The sequence below is a fragment of the Streptomyces sp. NPDC001787 genome (genome assembly GCF_040297465.1).
Lineage (GTDB): Bacteria > Actinomycetota > Actinomycetes > Streptomycetales > Streptomycetaceae > Streptomyces.
The window spans coordinates 75,412-91,238 of sequence record NZ_JBEOZE010000033.1; the positions used below are offsets into that span (position 1 = coordinate 75,412).

Below are 15,827 nucleotides of genomic sequence, written 5' to 3' on the forward strand. Positions count from 1 at the left end.
GCCCGGACCCGTACTGGACCACGTACACCTAAGATGCCGTCGGCAACCGCAAGACCGAGACCCCGCAGCGGGTGAAACCGTAGCCCTGCGCAAGGGCGGGAAGCTCAGCTTCCTGATCAACGACCACCACGGCACCAGCACCACTCAGGTCTCCGCGGACGCGGCCCAGACCGTCACCCGTCGTCAGAGCACCATCTTCGGCGCGCCCCGTGGTTCCCAGCCCACAACATGGGCCGGGGACAAGGGATTCGTCGGCGGAACGAAGGACCCCGACACCGAACTCACCCACCTCGGCGCCCGCGAATACGACCCGGTCAACGGCCGCTTCATCAGCGTTGATCCGATCCTGGACCTCGCTGATCCCCAGCAGGCACACGGCTACACCTACGCGAACAACAACCCCGTCTCCTTCAGCGATCCCAGCGGACTGCGGCCCGACGGCCCGGTCGGTGGCAACGACTACAACGATGTCCGCAGTACGACTGATGGTTCGAACAACGGGAAGGCCGGCAGCGGATGGTTCCGCGACAGCCAAGGAGGCTGGAGCTACCGACACCAGCAGTACTGGCCCGGGCACCTCGGTAGCAAGGTAAGCGGCGTCACCACCGTCTCCTACTCCTGGTCCTCGCGCGTGAGGGCGAAGGGGAAGCCCGTCAGCGGCTATGTGATCCCGCACCCGAAGGTCGCCCCGAAGAACTTCTGCACGAAGTGGGTCGCACCGATCGCGGTATCCGTCCTGCTGCCGGATGTGCAGGCATGGCAGGACTGCGGCGGCGGTGACCTGAGCCAGTGCGGCTGGTCGGCCACGGACCTTCCGCTGCTGAAGCCCCTGAAGGCGATCAAGGGTGCCAAGAAGGCCATTGACGCCGCCTCGACTGCGGCCAAGAAGTGCCACAGCTTCCTGCCGGGCACCCGAGTTCTGCTGGCAGATGGCACAAGTAAGAAGATCGAGGACGTCGAGAAGGGGGACGTCGTACTCGCCACGGACCCGGATACCGGTGAGAAACGGTCCAAGGAAGTCATCGAGACCATCCTGACCAAGGATGACAAGGACTTCACCGAGCTCAGCGTCACCACGGAGACCGGCGAGGCCAGCATCGTCGCCACGGACACCCATCCCTTCTGGTCGGTGAACCAGAAGAAGTGGCTCGACGCGGGGGAAGTGCAGCCGGGGACGAAGCTGCTCACGTCTGACGGTCGCGATGTCGAGGTCATTTCGGCGCGGCACTATACGAAGCGGCAGCAGACGCACGACCTCACTGTTGAGGGAATCCACACGTACTATGTGCTGGCCGGGGCCACGCCGGTCCTCGTTCACAACTGCGGGACTGGGGCTGTCTCGGATAAGGTGATGGATGAACATATCCTCCCGAGGCATGACGCGAATCACGCGGACTCCTGGAAATGGGCGGAGAAGTCAAAATTCGAGGACTGGGTTACGCCAGACCATATCCGCAACTGGTCCAAGCTGGCGATGAGAAAGCCGATGGATAATATGAACCTCGGCACCGGTTCCGCCCGCCGCCACATTCTCGACATTAGAAGCCGTCACCCGATCGGCTACGACGCGGACGGGAACGATCTGTTCTCGGTTGCGGTATGGGTGCGGAACGGTGCGGTCGAGAGCGTTCACCCGAACTGACGAGGTGGTGGCTGATGATCAATGCCCAGGTGCGCACGGAGAGCGGCGAAATTGTGCTACGCGGATCTTGCAGACTGGATTGGATGGAAACCGTCCAGTGCATTGATGAAGACAGATTTCCGTTCTTGAGCAGCCTGCTGCCTTACGCGGATACCATGTTCAATTCGCGACAGGTCGAGAGGCTTCGACGGGAAATCGCTCACCAGTCTGTCCGCGAGATTATTGGGCAGGATTCAGCAGCGGAGATCGAAAGGCTCTGTCTGCAGGTGGAGAATGGATCACATCTCTATCTGTGGTTTCTGGGAGACTAGTGCGTGAGTGTTGTAGCTATGTGTAGCTGCAGCAAACTGGAAGCCCCGTCGGGTGTGTCCCGGCGGGGCTTCTGCGTGGGGTGACGGCAGTAGTTGACGGCAACGTCAGCGGACGAGGTCGGCCAGTGCTGGCGGGTCGCCGTCGCCGCTGGCTGTTGCGGTGGTTCCTGGGCTGCCGAGCGCGGTGCCGAGGGTGTCGATGGCGTCTCGCTGAAGGCGGAGCCGGACGTGGGCGTAGACGGTGGCGGTGACGCCAATGTGGGCGTGGCCGAGGAGCTCCTTGATGACGACGAGTTCGACGCCCTGTTCCAGGAGGAGGGTGGCCGTCGAGTGGCGGAGGTCGTGGAAACGGATGCGGCGGAGGCCGGCCTTGCGGAGGAGCGTGATGAAGGCGCGGGTGAGGTTGGTCGGGTCGCTCGGTCGGCCCTGCGCGGTCGTGAACACGTGCCCGTCGGCCTGCCATGTGGTGCCCGCGACCTCACGTTCGCGCTTCTGCTGTTCGTGGTGGAGCTTCAGCGAGTGGACGCAGCGAGTGGGGAGGGCGATGCGGCGTTCGGAGGCCCGGGTCTTGGTGGGCAGCGTGGTGAGCCCGCCTGTGCTGGTGCGCTGCAAAGTTCGGCGGATCGCGGCCGTGCCCGCATCGAGGTCGAGGTATTCCCAGCACAGCCCGAGGAGTTCGCCCTTGCGGAGTCCGGTGTGGAGGGCGAGTTCGTACAGCGCGTGGAGCCGGTCGCCTCGGGCTGCGTCGAGGAACCGGCGGGCTTCTGTCGCAGTGAGGGGCCGGAAGCGCCTGGGCCAGGTGCGGTGGTCTTGACGTTTCGGGCGACGTTGCGGGGCAGGTCGTCTTCGCGGACGGCGTGCTCAAGTGCGGACTTGAGGACCGGGTGGACGTAGGTCACGGTCAGTGGCGAGAGCCGCTTGTCGCAGCATTGGCCGATGGCGCAGCAGGAGTGCCGGGCGGTGTCCCGTCCATGTATGCAGCACTGGCAGGTGACGCGGAGGTGGTCGAGGAAGGAGCGGACGTCGCGGGCGGTGAGCCGGGCGAGCTTCTTCGCGCCGAGGCCGGGGATGAGGTGGAGACGGATGCAGGTGGCGTAGCGGGTGTGGGTGTTCTCCCGGACCTGGTGAACGGCGATGCTGTTCAGCCAGTACGTCAGGTAGTCGCTCACGGTGCAGTCGGATACTGCGACGGGCAGCCCGAGGTTGCTCGCGGCGATCTTCTTGGTGAGCTTGCCCAGGGCTTCCTTCCGGCTTGTGCCGTAGACGCGGACGCGCTTGCGAGTGTTACCGGGGGCGAGGACGTATCCGGAGGCTTCCCAGCGGCCGTCCGTGCGCTGGTAGATGGTGCCGTCTCCGTTGGCGCGGGAACGGGTGCGGCGGGAGGCGGCGGGGCGCGGCGTGGTCATCAGGCAGCTTCCTGTTCGAGGCGGGTGCGGAGCAGGCCGTAGACGGCGGAGCGGCCGAGTTGGAGGCGGGCCATCACCTGGGGCACCGTCAGCAGATCTAGCGCCGGTGCCGCCTCTGCGTGGAGAACGGTGGGCGGGAGCGAGGCCATCAACAGCTCCCTTCGGCCATGAACTGCTGTTCCAGTTCCTTGCGATGCCAGACGTCGGCCGCGAGGAGGGCTGCGCCGGGGCTGTAGCCCGAGCCGAGGTAGTCCCAGTGGCCGACGACGAGGGTGCTCGTCGGGTCGTGCTCAGGCAGGTTGGCGTGGGCCTGTTCGGTGTGCCAGGCGCGGCGGGCGTCGCCCAGCGCGCCGAGGGTGGTGGAGTAGGCGCGGGATTTGGTGGAGAAGTGGCCTCGGAAGCCGAGCATGTGGGCCCACTTCCAGAGCTTGAGATGGGCGAACTCCGGCAGGCGGCCGAGCTCCCAGCAGGTGCGGATTATCTGCCGGACGTGTCGGGCGACGGCGAGGCGGGGCAGCGGCTGGGCCTGTCCGGTGCCGTCGCAGGCTGTGCAGGGGAGCAGGGTGCCGTGGGGCAGGAGGATGGCTCCGCGCCCGTGGCAGGTGCGGCAGTACAGGGCGTGGTCGAGGGTGCCGGAGGCGTCGGCGGATTTGGTTGCGTGCTTGGCGACGTAGGCGGCCACGGCCTGGTCGGTGAGTTCGGTGTCGGTGCCGAAGGCGGCGATCTCGCGTACGTCGAGCTGTTGGCCCCAGCCAACTTCGCGTTCCCCGACCGCGTCCGACTCGACCGTGATGTGGGCGCGGGGTGCGGCGACCCGGATGGCGTCGGTGAGCACGGCGACGGTGGCATACGGCGGCGGGGGCTGGCTGGTGCCGTCCAGGCCGTCGAGCCGGATGACGGCGTGGAAGTGGACCAGGCCGCGCTGCTGGTATTCGGCGACCTTGGCGAAGGAGACCCGAATTGCCGTGTGGGCGGCTTTCTGGGTCATGCCGAGTCGGGCGGCGAGTTCGCGGCGCAGGTAGGTGGTGAAGCGGCCCACAAGGCTCCGGCGTACGCGTTGAACAGGACCGCGCCCGCGTAGTCGTACGTTGCCGGGTTCAGCGGCGTCCCGATCAGGGGGTCCGTGGGTTCGTGGAGCTTGCGGCAGCGGCAGGGCCGGATGTCGCCGCCGGGAGTGGTGAGGCGGTTGTGGACGGGGCCGAAGGACGGCGGGGTGAGGGTGACGAAGACGCGGGGATGGGTGCGGACGGTGTCGGGCACGGTCTTGCCGCCGGAGAGGCCGACGCGGATGAGGTGGTAGGTGTCAGCGGCGTAGAGGCGGGAGCAGGCCGGGCAGCGGGAGGCGCGGCGGTTGCCGCACGCGGTGAGCACGCTGCCCGTGGGCTCCTCCGTCGTGGTGTAGGAGCGCAGTACCTCACCGGTCATGGTGCCGACGGTGGCAGTGTGGCCGGTCAGCCGGACGGGTTCGGTGCAGCCGCCGAGGCGTTCGATCTGCTGCTGTGCGCGGTCGAAGTCGGGGTGGTTGACGAGGCGGAGCAGGTCCCGTACGGCGGGGCTTGCCACGTGGCGCAGGTCCAGAGTGACCATGTCGGGGCGGTGTCCCTTCTGTCGGGTAGGTGGCCCCGAGCAGCAACCAGCAGGGCGAGGAGGCGTGTTGGTGCTGCTCGGGGCATGACGAACCAGGCCCATGGGCGGGCGTGGGGTTGAGCGAGGGTTGTGTGGCTCGCGAGGGCCGGGGCTCAGAGCTGAGCGAGGGCGGCGGTGGCCACGGGCAGGGCGATGCCCATGCGGGTTCCCAGGTGGGTGGCGGTGATCGGGGTTCCGTGCTCGGCACGGTGGGTGTCCGCGATGCGCCGGGCCGCGTCCAGCAGGGCGGCAGGCAGGGCCGGGCCGGAGGCGGATCGGGTCGTCTTGGAGACAGCGACCGGCAGAACTGTGACCGGAAACGTAGCGGGCTGCGGTTCCTCGGCCGAAGAGGTGGCGACGGTCGGGGCGGGCGTCGAGGGTTCTGGCGCGGGTGCTTCGTCGGGCACCGGTTCGGAGATAGCAGCGGGAGTGTCCTCCAGGTGCGTGGCGGGGTGGGTGAGGGTGTGGAACTGGGCGAGGAAGGCGGGGCCGACGTGGCCCCAGCCGAGGAGCAGGAGCGGGGCGACGGTGTCCAGGCAGGCCCGTCCGTAGCGTCCGGCCAGCTGCGGTTCGGCGGTGTTCAGCGCGAGGGTGAGCAGCCCGCACAGGTGCAGCAGCCAGGTACCGGCCCGCAACTCGCCATTGGGACGCCGCGCAGGGCCAGGAACCGCAGGGCGACCAGGAGCCCGACGACCGACAGGTCCACCATCGGGGCGATCAGTGGCGCGATCGGGTGGGGGACGCCGAGGCGCAGGGCGAGCGCCCAGACGTTGCCGAAGGAGAAGACGAAGGCCAGGGCCGCGATGACCGCCATGACCACGGTCACGGTGCGCCGGGTGAACCGTTCCTCCGCCATGTCCCCAACCGCCTTTCTGGTGTGGGCTGTTCGGGATCACTTGGTGAGTGATGGCGCGGGCGTTGTCGTCCGGTCGGCCGAGCGGAGCAGAGAGTCCAGGCACAGGTCCGGGTCGGCGGTCAGATGCGAGGTGGCTTCGGCGATGCGGGCGGCGTCGGCGTCGGAGACGTAGGGGGTGCGGATGCGGGTGTAGCCGGGGCGGCCCTGCATAGCCATGACCGCGACGCCGACGTAGGCGGGGTCCTGCAAAGTGACCGGGCTGGCATCGGGCCAGTTGCGGATGTCCTCGCCCAGCGCGGCCACCGCGGCTTCGACGGTCTTCTGCGCGAAGGACAGGCCGAAGGCCGGTGGGTGGTCGGCGTGGTCAACGGGTCGGAGCGCACGCCCCGGAACACCACCCTGCCGGGGCCGTCCGGCAGCACAGACACCCGCGTGCACCGCCACGCGTCCGCCAGGAACCGCGCCGCCTTCTGGTACTCCTCCAACCTGACCTGCGGCAGCGTCCGAGCCCGCACGATCACCCCGTACGGGTCGGGCTTGACCTTGATCTTCGGAGTCAGCACCCGGGGCGCGGGGGTAGCGCCGTCCTTCTGCGCGGTGATCTGCGCCAGCAGGCCCGGTGTCTTGTCGGTGACCGTCAGCCCCGCCATCCGCGCGAGCCGTACCCAGCCCCAGCGCACCCGGACGGCCTGCCGCATGCTGACCCGCGTGCCCCGGTCGGCCCGCACGTAGCGCACCGCCGTTGTCAGCAGCCACGCACCGACCAGCACGGTCGCGATCGGCAGCGCGTATGGCGCATAGTCCGTCACGGCCTGCATGTCAGACCCCCTCTTCGCGTATCAGGCGGAGCGCGTCGCCGAGGTCCAGGCGTGCCGCCTGCTCCGAGATGGTCGGCGTCTCCACGCTTACCTGCGTGCTGACCAGGCAGGGACGGCTGGCCGACGCGGAGCGGATCGCCGTCGCCACGGCCGAACGTGTGGAACCCACCTTCCGCTCACGGCCCGTCGAGCTGTCTCTCTGGGGCATCCTCCTGCTGCGCGCCGCGACCGCCGCCGTCCGCGCGGGCCGGCACGACACCGTGCGGGACCTGATCGGCCTGGCGGGCGCCGCCGCGACCCGTATCGGTACGGACCGTCTCGACTACGCGACTCCGTTCGGTCCGACGAACGTGGGTGTGGCCAAGGTCAACTTCCTGGTGGAGATGGAGGAGCACGCCGAGGCGCTGAGCGCCGCGCGTGTCGTCCCCGATCTGCGGTCGCTGCCGCCCACCTGGCTCGCCCGCTTCCATGTGGACCGGGCGCAGGCATGTGTGGAACTGGACAGGGCCGATGGGGCCACCCAGGCCCTGCTCGTGGCCGAGCACATCGCGCCGGAGTGGATGCGGTACCACTCGACGAGCCGCCGGCTCGTCGCCGACCTGCGGGGCAGGGAACGACGCCGTACGTCCCCCATTGCGGAGCTTGCCGAGCGGATCAACCTCGACGGGCAGGCTTGCGACTAGGACGGGCTGTCCCAGTCGTCCCGCGGAGTCGCACGGGACGTCACTGGGCGGGCCCGGTGGCCGCGCCTGGCGTGAGGGAGCCGTCAGAAGAGGACGCTTCGCACGAATGAGGATCCATGCCGAACCCTGATGTCCGCCTGCTGCCGTGGTCCGACGCACAAGGCAAGGGGTGTCTTCTGATCACGGACAACGACGCGCCCGGACCCGTCTCGCGTGTCACCGATCAGGTCGAAGCCGTACAGCTCGGCATGGGCCAGGAGCTGATGGGGCACGCGGAGGAGATCCTGGCCGACGCGCACGCCGATCCCGGGCAGGTCCGCTACCTGGCCGCCCGGATGACCGAGGCCCTGGGGGACGCCGTGAGGGTGGCGGTGAGCAGGGGCGCGCGGGGCCGGGCGTGGGTGAGGAGAAATGGGCACGAGGGGCCCTCCCGCAACCCGCACCGGTACCTGGGCCCCGCACCCGTCCCGGGCCCCGCAGCCGGCACCGCTCCGGCTCCGCGCCCGGCGCGCCTGCCGCAGGTGCCCGCGCGTCGGCCCGCACGCGTCGGCCCCCGCCCTCGGCCCGCACGCGCCGGACCCCCGCGCCACGCCCCCGTCACGCCCCGGCCCCGCCCCCGCCCCGTGCCCGACTTGCCGAAGAAGCGGCGGAGTGTACCCACCACGCACCCCCCTCACACGCCCCCTCTCCCAAAAATGTTCGCCTGAGCGGCTGAAGTTTTGTTGATATGTGGCCAGTTGAGGGTGTGAGGGGCCTACTCTTCAACAGGTGAACCAGTTGAAGTCCCGCACCGATGCCCTTGCCGAGCTGCCCGGGGAAGCCGCTCTGCCCGGCACGCTGTCCGAGGAGCTCCGCGCCGAGCTGATCGCCTTCCGCCGTGATCTGCACATGCACCCCGAGCTCGGCAACCAGGAGTTCCGTACCACCGCGGCCATCAAGGACCGGCTGGAGAAGGCCGGGCTGCGGCCGCGGGTGCTCTCCATCGGGACCGGGCTGGTGTGTGACGTGGGGGAGTGGGACGGGGTGACGCCCATGCTGGCGTTGCGGGCCGACATCGACGCGCTGCCGATCCCGGACACCAAGGCGGGGGTCTCCTACCGGTCCACCGTGCCCGAGCGGGCGCACGCCTGCGGGCACGACGTGCACACCACCACCGTGCTGGGCGCCGGGCTCGTGCTGGCCGGGCTGGCGCGGCAGGGGCTGCTGCCCAGGGCCGTGCGGCTGATCTTCCAGCCCGCCGAGGAGGTGCTGCCCGGCGGGGCCACCGACGCGATCGAGGCCGGGGTGCTGGAGGGCGTCGGGCGGATCATCGGGGTGCACTGCGACCCGAAGGTGGACGTCGGGCGCATCGGGCTGCGGGCCGGAGCCATCACCTCCGCCTGCGACCGGCTGGAGGTGTCCATGGACGGGCCCGGCGGGCACACCGCCCGGCCGTACCTGACCACCGACCTGGTCACCGCCGCCGCCCGGGTGGCCACCGACGTACCCGCGCTGCTGGCCCGCCGGACCGACGCCCGCTCGGGGCTCGCCGTCACCTGGGGGCGGCTGGAGACCGGGCACGCGTGCAACGTCATCCCGCAGCACGCCGAACTGTCCGGGACCGTTCGCTGCCTGGACCTGGACGCCTGGCGGGAGGCGCCCGATCTCGTGCACACCGCCATCGACGAGGTGGCGGGCATGCACCGGGCCAAGACCGTGATCAATTACGTGCGCGGGGTGCCGCCCGTGGTGAACGACGTCGAGACGGTCGCCCTGCTCGACGCCGCGATGACCGAGCGGCGCGGTTCGTACGCGATCGAGGACACCCAACAGAGTCTCGGGGGCGAGGACTTCTCCTGGTACCTGGAGCACGTACCGGGCGCCATGGCGCGCCTCGGGGTGCGTACCCCCGGGGACACCCGCGGGCTCGACCTGCACCGGGGGAACTTCGACGTGGACGAGGAGGCGATCACCGTGGGCGTGGAGCTGTTCACGGCGGCCGCGCTGCTGAGCACCTGACGTACGGGGCATCGCGGGGGGCATCACGAGGCAGCACGAGGCAGCACGAGCCATCGTGAGGCATCGCGGAAGGATCGGTGCGGTTCCCCGCAGGTCAGTGGCCCCCGTGGGCCTGCCCGCCCCTCGCCGTGGGCCCGCCCGGCCGCTTCCCGTGTGGGCCCGCCCGGCCGCTTCCCGCGGACCGGCCGCCCCCTCCCGCTCGGACCGGTCCCGCCCTCCCCCGCGGACCGGGCCCGCCCCGTGGACCTGCCGCCCCTCCCCCTCGGGCCGGGCCCGGCGCCGCGGGCCGGGCAGGCGGCCGGGGTGCACGTCGTGGGGCGGCTCGAAGTAGGCTGCACGGGCGGCGGGTCGTCGCGGTCCTCCTGTGGTGCCCCGGAAGCAACCGCCTGTCGGGAGCGGCCTCGCACTTCGATCTGGTAACGACTCGTGAACTGGGGCTTAACAGATATCTACGCGCGTTACGATCGCCGCGAAACCAGCGCCGAAAGAGGCGCTTTCGGCCAGTCTGAAGGGACCCTCCTCGTGCGCCGGGTATCCAAGATCACCGCCTCGTGTGTCCTCGCCGCGGCACTCGCGCTCACCGCCACCGCGTGCGGCGAGTCGTCCACGGAGTCCACCGACTCCGAAGGCAAGCTCAAGGTCGGAATGGCCTATGACGTCGGCGGCCGTGGCGACAACTCCTTCAATGACTCCGCGGCTCGTGGCCTGGACAAGGCCAAGGCCGAGTTCGGCGCCGAGACCAAGGAGCTCACCGCCAAGACCGGGGAGACCCCGGCCGACCGTGAGCAGCGTCTCGCCTCGCTGGCCGAGGGCGGCTACAACCCGGTCATCGGTGTCGGCTTCGCCTACCAGGCGGCGATCGACAAGGTGGCCAAGGAGCACCCGGACACCACGTTCGGCCTGATCGACTCGGTCTCCGACGTCAAGAACGTGGCCTCCATCGTCTTCACCGAGGAGCAGGGCTCCTACCTCGCCGGTGTCGCGGCGGCGCTGAAGTCCAAGGACGGCCAGGTCGGATTCATCGGCGGCGTCGACCTCCCGCTGATCAAGAAGTTCGCCGCCGGTTTCCAGCAGGGCGTCCTGGAGACGAACCCGAAGGCCAAGGTGCAGATCCAGTACCTGTCCACCGGTTCGGACCTGTCCGGCTTCGGCAGCCCCGACAAGGGCAAGGAAGCCGCCAAGGGCATGCTCGACAAGGGCGCCGACGTGATCTTCGCCGCCGCGGGCGGCTCCGGTGCCGGTTCGATCGAGGCCGTGGCCGGCAAGAAGGGCGCCTGGTCCATCGGCGTCGACTCCGACCAGGCCAAGGACCCGGCCCTGTCGAAGTACGCCGACACGATCATGACCTCCGTCGTGAAGAACGTCGACGCCGGTGTCTTCGACCTGATCAAGTCGGTCAAGGACGACAAGCCGCTGACCGGTACGCAGACGTACTCGCTGGCCGAGGACGGCGTCAGCCTGACCACCACGGGTGACCACCTCAAGGACATCCAGGGCAAGCTGGACGAGGCGAAGAAGAAGATCGTCGACGGCACCATCAAGGTCAAGACCACAACCTGACCGGTCCTTTGACATCGGGGTCCGGAAGCGCGGCTTCGGCCGCGGCTCCGGGCCCCGATTCATGTACGCGTGGTTCCGCCCGCCGGGTGCATGTGTCCCGCCGGGCGGTGTCCGTGGCTCCGCCCCCGGGTGAGCGCAGCCCGCCCGACGGGTGCGCGTGGCTCCGCCGGGCGGGTACGCGTCAGCCGCCCGATCACCGGGTGGCCAACGAATCGGTAGCGCTACGCGCGTAGCGTTCCGCGGGCACGGTATTTTCGCCAGGCCCGCCCACCATCGATCATGGCGACGCCGCTTCCTCCGCCCCGTCCGCCACTCTCGCCCCTCCCGCCCTCCGCTCCTGTCAAGGAGAGTGCGTCATCAAAGCGTCCAGCAGTCCTCATGCCGTAGAGCTCCGCGGCATCACCAAACGATTCCCCGGGGTCGTGGCCAACCACGACATCGACATCACCGTGAACCGCGGCACCGTGCACGCCCTCGTCGGCGAGAACGGTGCCGGCAAGTCCACCTTGATGAAGATCCTTTACGGCATGCAGAAGCCGGACGAGGGCACCATCTCGGTGGACGGCGAGCAGGTCTCGTTCGGCAACCCCGGTGACGCCATCGACCGCGGCATCGGCATGGTCCACCAGCACTTCATGCTCGCCGACTACCTCACCGTCCTTGAGAACGTCGTCCTCGGCTCCGAGAAGCTGCACGGCATCGGGGACCGGGCCCGCGCCAGGATCAAGGAGATCTCCGACGCGTACGGCCTCGGCGTCCGCCCGGACGCCATGGTCGAGGACCTCGGGGTCGCCGACCGCCAGCGGGTGGAGATCCTCAAGGTCCTCTACCGCGGCGCGCGCACGCTGATCCTCGACGAGCCGACCGCCGTCCTCGTGCCGCAGGAGGTCGACGCGCTCTTCGACAACCTCCGCGAGCTCAAGGCCGAGGGCCTCACCGTCATCTTCATCTCGCACAAGCTGGGTGAGGTGCTCTCCGTCGCCGACGAGATCACCGTGATCCGGCGCGGTACGACGGTGGGCACCGCGGACCCCGCGAGCACCACCGCCAAGCAGCTCGCCGAGCTGATGGTCGGCAGCGAGCTCCCCTCGCCGGAGACCCGCGAGTCGACCGTCACCGATGTCCCGATGCTGACCGTCGAGGACCTGCGGCTGACCGCCACCGATCCGGACGGCGCGGTGCGTGCCGTGCTCGACGGGATCGCCTTCACCATCCGCAAGGGCGAGGTGCTCGGCATCGCGGGTGTCGAGGGCAACGGGCAGTCCGAACTGGTCGACGCCATCATGGGCATGCGCCACCTCGACAGCGGCGTCCTCACCCTCGACGGCACCGACATCTCGCGCCTCGCCACCCGCAAGCGGCGCGAGGACGGCATGGCCGTCATCCCCGAGGACCGCCACCGGCACGGCCTGCTGCTGGACGCGCCCCTCTGGGAGAACCGCATCCTCGGCCATGTCACCGAGCGGCCCAACAGCAAGGGCGCCTTCCTCGACCTGAAGGCGGCCCGCGCCGACACCGAGCGGATCGTGCGCGAGTACGACGTCCGTACCCCCGGTATCGAGGTGACCGCGGCCTCGCTCTCCGGCGGCAACCAGCAGAAGCTGATCGTCGGCCGCGAGATGAGCCACAACCCCAAGCTGCTGATCGCCGCGCACCCCACCCGGGGTGTGGACGTCGGCGCCCAGGCCCAGATCTGGGACCAGATCCGTGAGGCGCGCCGGGAGGGCCTGGCGGTGCTGCTCATCTCCGCCGACCTCGACGAGCTGATCGGGCTGTCCGACACCCTGCGTGTCATGTTCCGCGGCCGGCTGGTCGCGGACGCCGACCCGGCGACCGTCACCCCGGAAGAGCTCGGCTCGGCGATGACGGGTGCGGCCTCCGGCCACCTCGAACACACCGGCGACGACACCACCGGCAACGGCACCACCACCGGCACCAGCGCCACCGGCACCACCGGCAACGGCACCACCGGCACCGCCGGCGACGACGCCACCGACCCCCGGGACGGGGGAGAGGACCGATGAAGAAGTTCGACAAGGAGCGGCTGCTCCTGGGCATCGCGGCACCGGCACTCGCGATCGTGGTCGCGTTCCTGGTGACCGCCCTCGTGCTGGCGGCCACCGGCAAGGAACCGTTCAGCGCCTTCGGCATCATGTTCGACTACGGGCTGAAGTCGGACAGCCAGGTCTACATCCTCAACAAGGCGACGACCTACTACCTCGCGGGTCTCGCGGTGGCCGTCGGCTTCCGCATGAACCTCTTCAACATCGGCGTCGACGGCCAGTACCGCCTGGCCGCGTTCTTCGCCGCCGCCCTCGGCGGAGCCCTGACCCTGCCGGGCGTCCTGCAGATCCCGCTGATCATCCTCACCGCGATGATCGTCGGCGCGATGTGGGCCGGTATCGCGGGTGTCCTCAAGGTCACCCGGGGCGTCAGCGAGGTCGTCTCGACGATCATGCTGAACGCCATCGCGACGGCGATCATCGGATACCTGCTCCAGCAGGGCCGCCTCGGTCACCTCGACAAGGCCGGCACGAAGGTCTCCACCACGCCGATCCCGGAGTCCTCGCACTTCTTCACCTTCCCGACCCAGCCGACCCCGATCTGGGGCTTCATCGTGGTCGCGGTCGTCGCGGGCGTCGTCTACTGGTTCGCGCTCTCGCGCACCCGGTTCGGCTTCGACCTGCGTACGGTCGGCCAGTCCGGCTCGGCGGCCGAGGCCAGCGGCGTCAACGTCAAGAAGATGGTCGTCACCTCGATGCTCATCTCCGGCGGGGTGGCCGGTCTGATCGGCATGCCGACGCTGCTGAACGACAGTTACGAGTACAGCGGCGACTTCCCGGTCGGCATCGGCTTCACCGGCATCGCCATCGCGCTCCTGGGCCGCAACCACCCCATCGGCATCGCGCTCGGCGCGCTCCTGTGGGGCTTCCTGGAACGCGGCACCGGAAAGCTTGAGTTCGAGGGGTACGACAAGGAGATCGTCGGCGTCATCCAGGGCGTCATCGTCCTGTGCGTCGTCATCGCCTACGAAGTCGTCCGCCGCTACGGCCTCAAGCGCCAGCAGAGCAAGGTCGGCGCGGAACTCGCCGCCCAGGCCCGTAACTCCGACCAGCAGGAGGTGTCGGCGTGACCGCCACGGCGACTTCCACCCCGCCGCCCGCGGCCCCCAGGGTCTCCGGCGGCAAGGGCGGCCGAACCCGGTTCACCCTTCCCGTCATCCTGCTGATCATCGCGGGCGCCCTGCTCGCGTTGTCCGCGGTGCGTGCCATCACCGGCGCCCAGGACGTGACCTCGGCGGGCCAGATCAGCGCCGCGCTCGCCATGGCCGTCCCGATCGGTCTCGCCGGTCTCGGCGGGCTGTGGTCCGAACGTGCCGGTGTGGTCAACATCGGTCTCGAAGGAATGATGATCCTCGGCACCTTCTTCGGTGCCTGGGCGGGCTGGCAGACCAACCCCTGGCTCGGCGTGCTCGCCGGTGTCATCGGCGGCATGCTCGGCGGTCTGCTGCACGCCTTCGCCACCGTCACCTTCGGCGTTGACCACATCATCTCCGGTATCGCCATCAACATCCTGGCGCTCGGATTCACCACCTACTTCGCCAAGCTCTGGTTCAACACCGGTGACGCGGCGGCGAAGGGCGGCAGCCCCAAGCAGTCGCCACCGGCCGACGACATCACCTCCGTGACGATCCCCGGCCTCTCCGACTGGCTCCATTCGGTGGAGAAGCACCACTGGTTCTTCGTCTCGGACGTGGCCGGCATCATCGGCGGGCTGATCACCAACGTCTCCCTGCTGACGCTGGTCGCCGTGCTGCTGTTCGTGGCCACCTTCTTCATCCTGTGGAAGACCGCGTTCGGTCTGCGTCTGCGCTCGGCCGGTGAGAACCCGGTGGCCGCCGAGTCCCTCGGCGTGAACGTCTACCGCTACAAGTACATCGCCGTGATGGTCTCCGGCGGTCTCGCCGGACTGGGCGGGGCCTTCCTCTCCCTGGTCACCTCGCACATCTACAACGAGGGCCAGACCGGCGGCCGGGGATACATCGGCCTCGCGGCGATGATCTTCGGTAACTGGCGGCCCGGCGGACTCGCCATGGGCGCGGGCCTGTTCGGCTTCGCGGACGCGCTCCAGCTGCGCAACGGCGGCGACTCCGTCCACGCGCTGCTCCTGCTGCTGGTGGTCATCCTGGCCGTCCTGGCGGCCTGGAAGCTCTACCGCAAGGCGTACGTCCCCGCCGTCATCAGCGGGGCCATCGCCGCCGTCGTGCTGGTCTGGTACCTCGCCACGGACACGGTGCCCACCGAGTTCGTCAGCGCCACCCCGTACATCGTCACGCTGCTCGTCCTGTCGCTCTCCGCACAGCGGCTGCGCATGCCGAAGGCGGACGGGATGCGCTACCGCAAGGGGCAGGGCAAGTGACGGCTCCGGCCGCGGCAGAGGCCGACTGGGACCGGCTGAGGACCGCCGCCCGGGACGCGATGTCCCGGGCGTACGTCCCCTACTCGGGCTACCCGGTCGGCGTCGCGGCCCTGGTCGACGACGGACGCGTGATCGTCGGCTGCAACGTCGAGAACGCCTCGTACGGCCTCTCGCTGTGCGCCGAGTGCGGCCTCGTCTCCCAGCTGCACGCCACCGGCGGCGGCCGGCTGACCCACTTCACGTGCGTGGACGGAACCGGGGCGATCCTGGTGCCGTGCGGCAGGTGCAGGCAGCTGCTGTACGAGTTCGGGGGGCCGGAGCTCGTCCTGGAGACCCCGGACGGCCTCCGTACGCTGGACGAGATGCTGCCGCAGGCGTTCGGCCCGCAGCACCTCGGCTGAGGGCCCGAAGGACCGCTCCTGGGGCATGTCGAACAGCAAGGGTCTAGCTCCTCTTCAGGGTGAGGTTGAGGGTCCCGCCGTGGTGCGCGGCGGTGTCGGCGGTGATC

General features: G+C 69.5%; 12 protein-coding genes and 4 pseudogenes. 9 read left to right on the forward strand and 7 right to left on the reverse strand.

The window, feature by feature from the left end; all coding sequences use genetic code 11:
* Positions 1–85: 85 nt before the first annotated feature.
* Positions 86–1,642 (forward strand): polymorphic toxin-type HINT domain-containing protein, encoded by a 1,557-nt coding sequence (locus ABT170_RS40710; protein ID WP_502970600.1) that lies wholly within the window; start codon positions 86–88, stop codon positions 1,640–1,642.
* A 14-nt stretch (positions 1,643–1,656) separates the two neighbouring features.
* Positions 1,657–1,953, forward strand: a complete 297-nt coding sequence (locus ABT170_RS33050; RefSeq protein ID WP_351873554.1) for a hypothetical protein — start codon at positions 1,657–1,659, stop codon at positions 1,951–1,953.
* Positions 1,954–2,058: 105 nt separating this feature from the next.
* Here the strand turns inward: ABT170_RS33050 and ABT170_RS33055 are convergent.
* The 7 genes and pseudogenes from ABT170_RS33055 to ABT170_RS40715 all read right to left on the reverse strand — a co-directional run.
* Positions 2,059–3,359: pseudogene (locus tag ABT170_RS33055) on the reverse strand (tyrosine-type recombinase/integrase).
* 20 nt (positions 3,360–3,379) lie between these two features.
* A pseudogene (locus ABT170_RS33060) lies at positions 3,380–3,508 on the reverse strand (helix-turn-helix domain-containing protein); the annotation flags it as partial.
* Positions 3,508–4,946 (reverse strand): annotated as a pseudogene (locus ABT170_RS33065) (replication initiator). The pseudogenes ABT170_RS33060 and ABT170_RS33065, both read right to left, overlap by 1 nt.
* A gap of 152 nt (positions 4,947–5,098) precedes the next feature.
* Positions 5,099–5,620 (reverse strand): hypothetical protein, encoded by a 522-nt coding sequence (locus ABT170_RS33070; RefSeq protein WP_351873556.1) that lies wholly within the window; start codon positions 5,618–5,620, stop codon positions 5,099–5,101.
* Positions 5,566–5,841 (reverse strand): DUF2637 domain-containing protein, encoded by a 276-nt coding sequence (locus ABT170_RS33075; RefSeq protein ID WP_351873559.1) that lies wholly within the window; start codon positions 5,839–5,841, stop codon positions 5,566–5,568. The genes ABT170_RS33070 and ABT170_RS33075 overlap by 55 nt, the downstream gene beginning before the upstream one ends.
* A gap of 36 nt (positions 5,842–5,877) precedes the next feature.
* Entirely contained in the window at positions 5,878–6,285 is a 408-nt protein-coding gene (locus tag ABT170_RS33080) for a hypothetical protein (protein WP_351873562.1), read from the reverse strand.
* Between the two features lie 2 nt (positions 6,286–6,287).
* Positions 6,288–6,659, reverse strand: a pseudogene (locus ABT170_RS40715) (helix-turn-helix domain-containing protein); the annotation flags it as partial.
* 95 nt (positions 6,660–6,754) lie between these two features.
* Here ABT170_RS40715 and ABT170_RS33085 point away from each other — a divergent pair.
* The 7 genes from ABT170_RS33085 to ABT170_RS33115 all read left to right on the forward strand — a co-directional run bounded on the left by ABT170_RS33085 (position 6,755) and on the right by ABT170_RS33115 (position 15,720).
* On the forward strand, positions 6,755–7,342 hold the full coding sequence (locus ABT170_RS33085) for a hypothetical protein (RefSeq protein WP_351873564.1): 588 nt from the start codon (positions 6,755–6,757) through the stop codon (positions 7,340–7,342).
* Between the two features lie 768 nt (positions 7,343–8,110).
* Complete coding sequence (locus ABT170_RS33090) at positions 8,111–9,340, forward strand: amidohydrolase (protein WP_351873567.1); 1,230 nt, start codon at positions 8,111–8,113, stop codon at positions 9,338–9,340.
* A 522-nt stretch (positions 9,341–9,862) separates the two neighbouring features.
* A complete protein-coding gene (locus ABT170_RS33095; RefSeq protein WP_351873569.1) occupies positions 9,863–10,900 on the forward strand; it encodes a BMP family lipoprotein in 1,038 nt (345 codons plus the stop codon).
* Positions 10,901–11,256: 356 nt separating this feature from the next.
* Entirely contained in the window at positions 11,257–12,924 is a 1,668-nt protein-coding gene (locus tag ABT170_RS33100) for an ABC transporter ATP-binding protein (protein WP_351873587.1), read from the forward strand.
* Positions 12,921–14,033 (forward strand): ABC transporter permease, encoded by a 1,113-nt coding sequence (locus ABT170_RS33105; RefSeq protein WP_329946419.1) that lies wholly within the window; start codon positions 12,921–12,923, stop codon positions 14,031–14,033. The genes ABT170_RS33100 and ABT170_RS33105 overlap by 4 nt, the downstream gene beginning before the upstream one ends.
* On the forward strand, positions 14,030–15,319 hold the full coding sequence (locus ABT170_RS33110) for an ABC transporter permease (protein WP_329946418.1): 1,290 nt from the start codon (positions 14,030–14,032) through the stop codon (positions 15,317–15,319). The genes ABT170_RS33105 and ABT170_RS33110 overlap by 4 nt, the downstream gene beginning before the upstream one ends.
* Positions 15,316–15,720 carry a cytidine deaminase gene (locus ABT170_RS33115; protein ID WP_329946417.1) on the forward strand — a complete coding sequence of 135 codons (405 nt, stop codon included), beginning with the start codon at positions 15,316–15,318 and terminating at the stop codon, positions 15,718–15,720. The genes ABT170_RS33110 and ABT170_RS33115 overlap by 4 nt, the downstream gene beginning before the upstream one ends.
* The last annotated feature ends 107 nt before the right edge of the window (positions 15,721–15,827 follow it).

Excerpts from the sequence above, each read along its gene's own strand:
- ABT170_RS33050 (WP_351873554.1), top strand. The coding sequence starts at position 1,657 with ATGATCAATGCCCAGGTGCGCACGGAGAGCGGCGAAATTGTGCTACGC.
- ABT170_RS33075 (WP_351873559.1), bottom strand. The coding sequence starts at position 5,841 with ATGGCGGAGGAACGGTTCACCCGGCGCACCGTGACCGTGGTCATGGCG.
- ABT170_RS33105 (WP_329946419.1), top strand. The coding sequence starts at position 12,921 with ATGAAGAAGTTCGACAAGGAGCGGCTGCTCCTGGGCATCGCGGCACCG.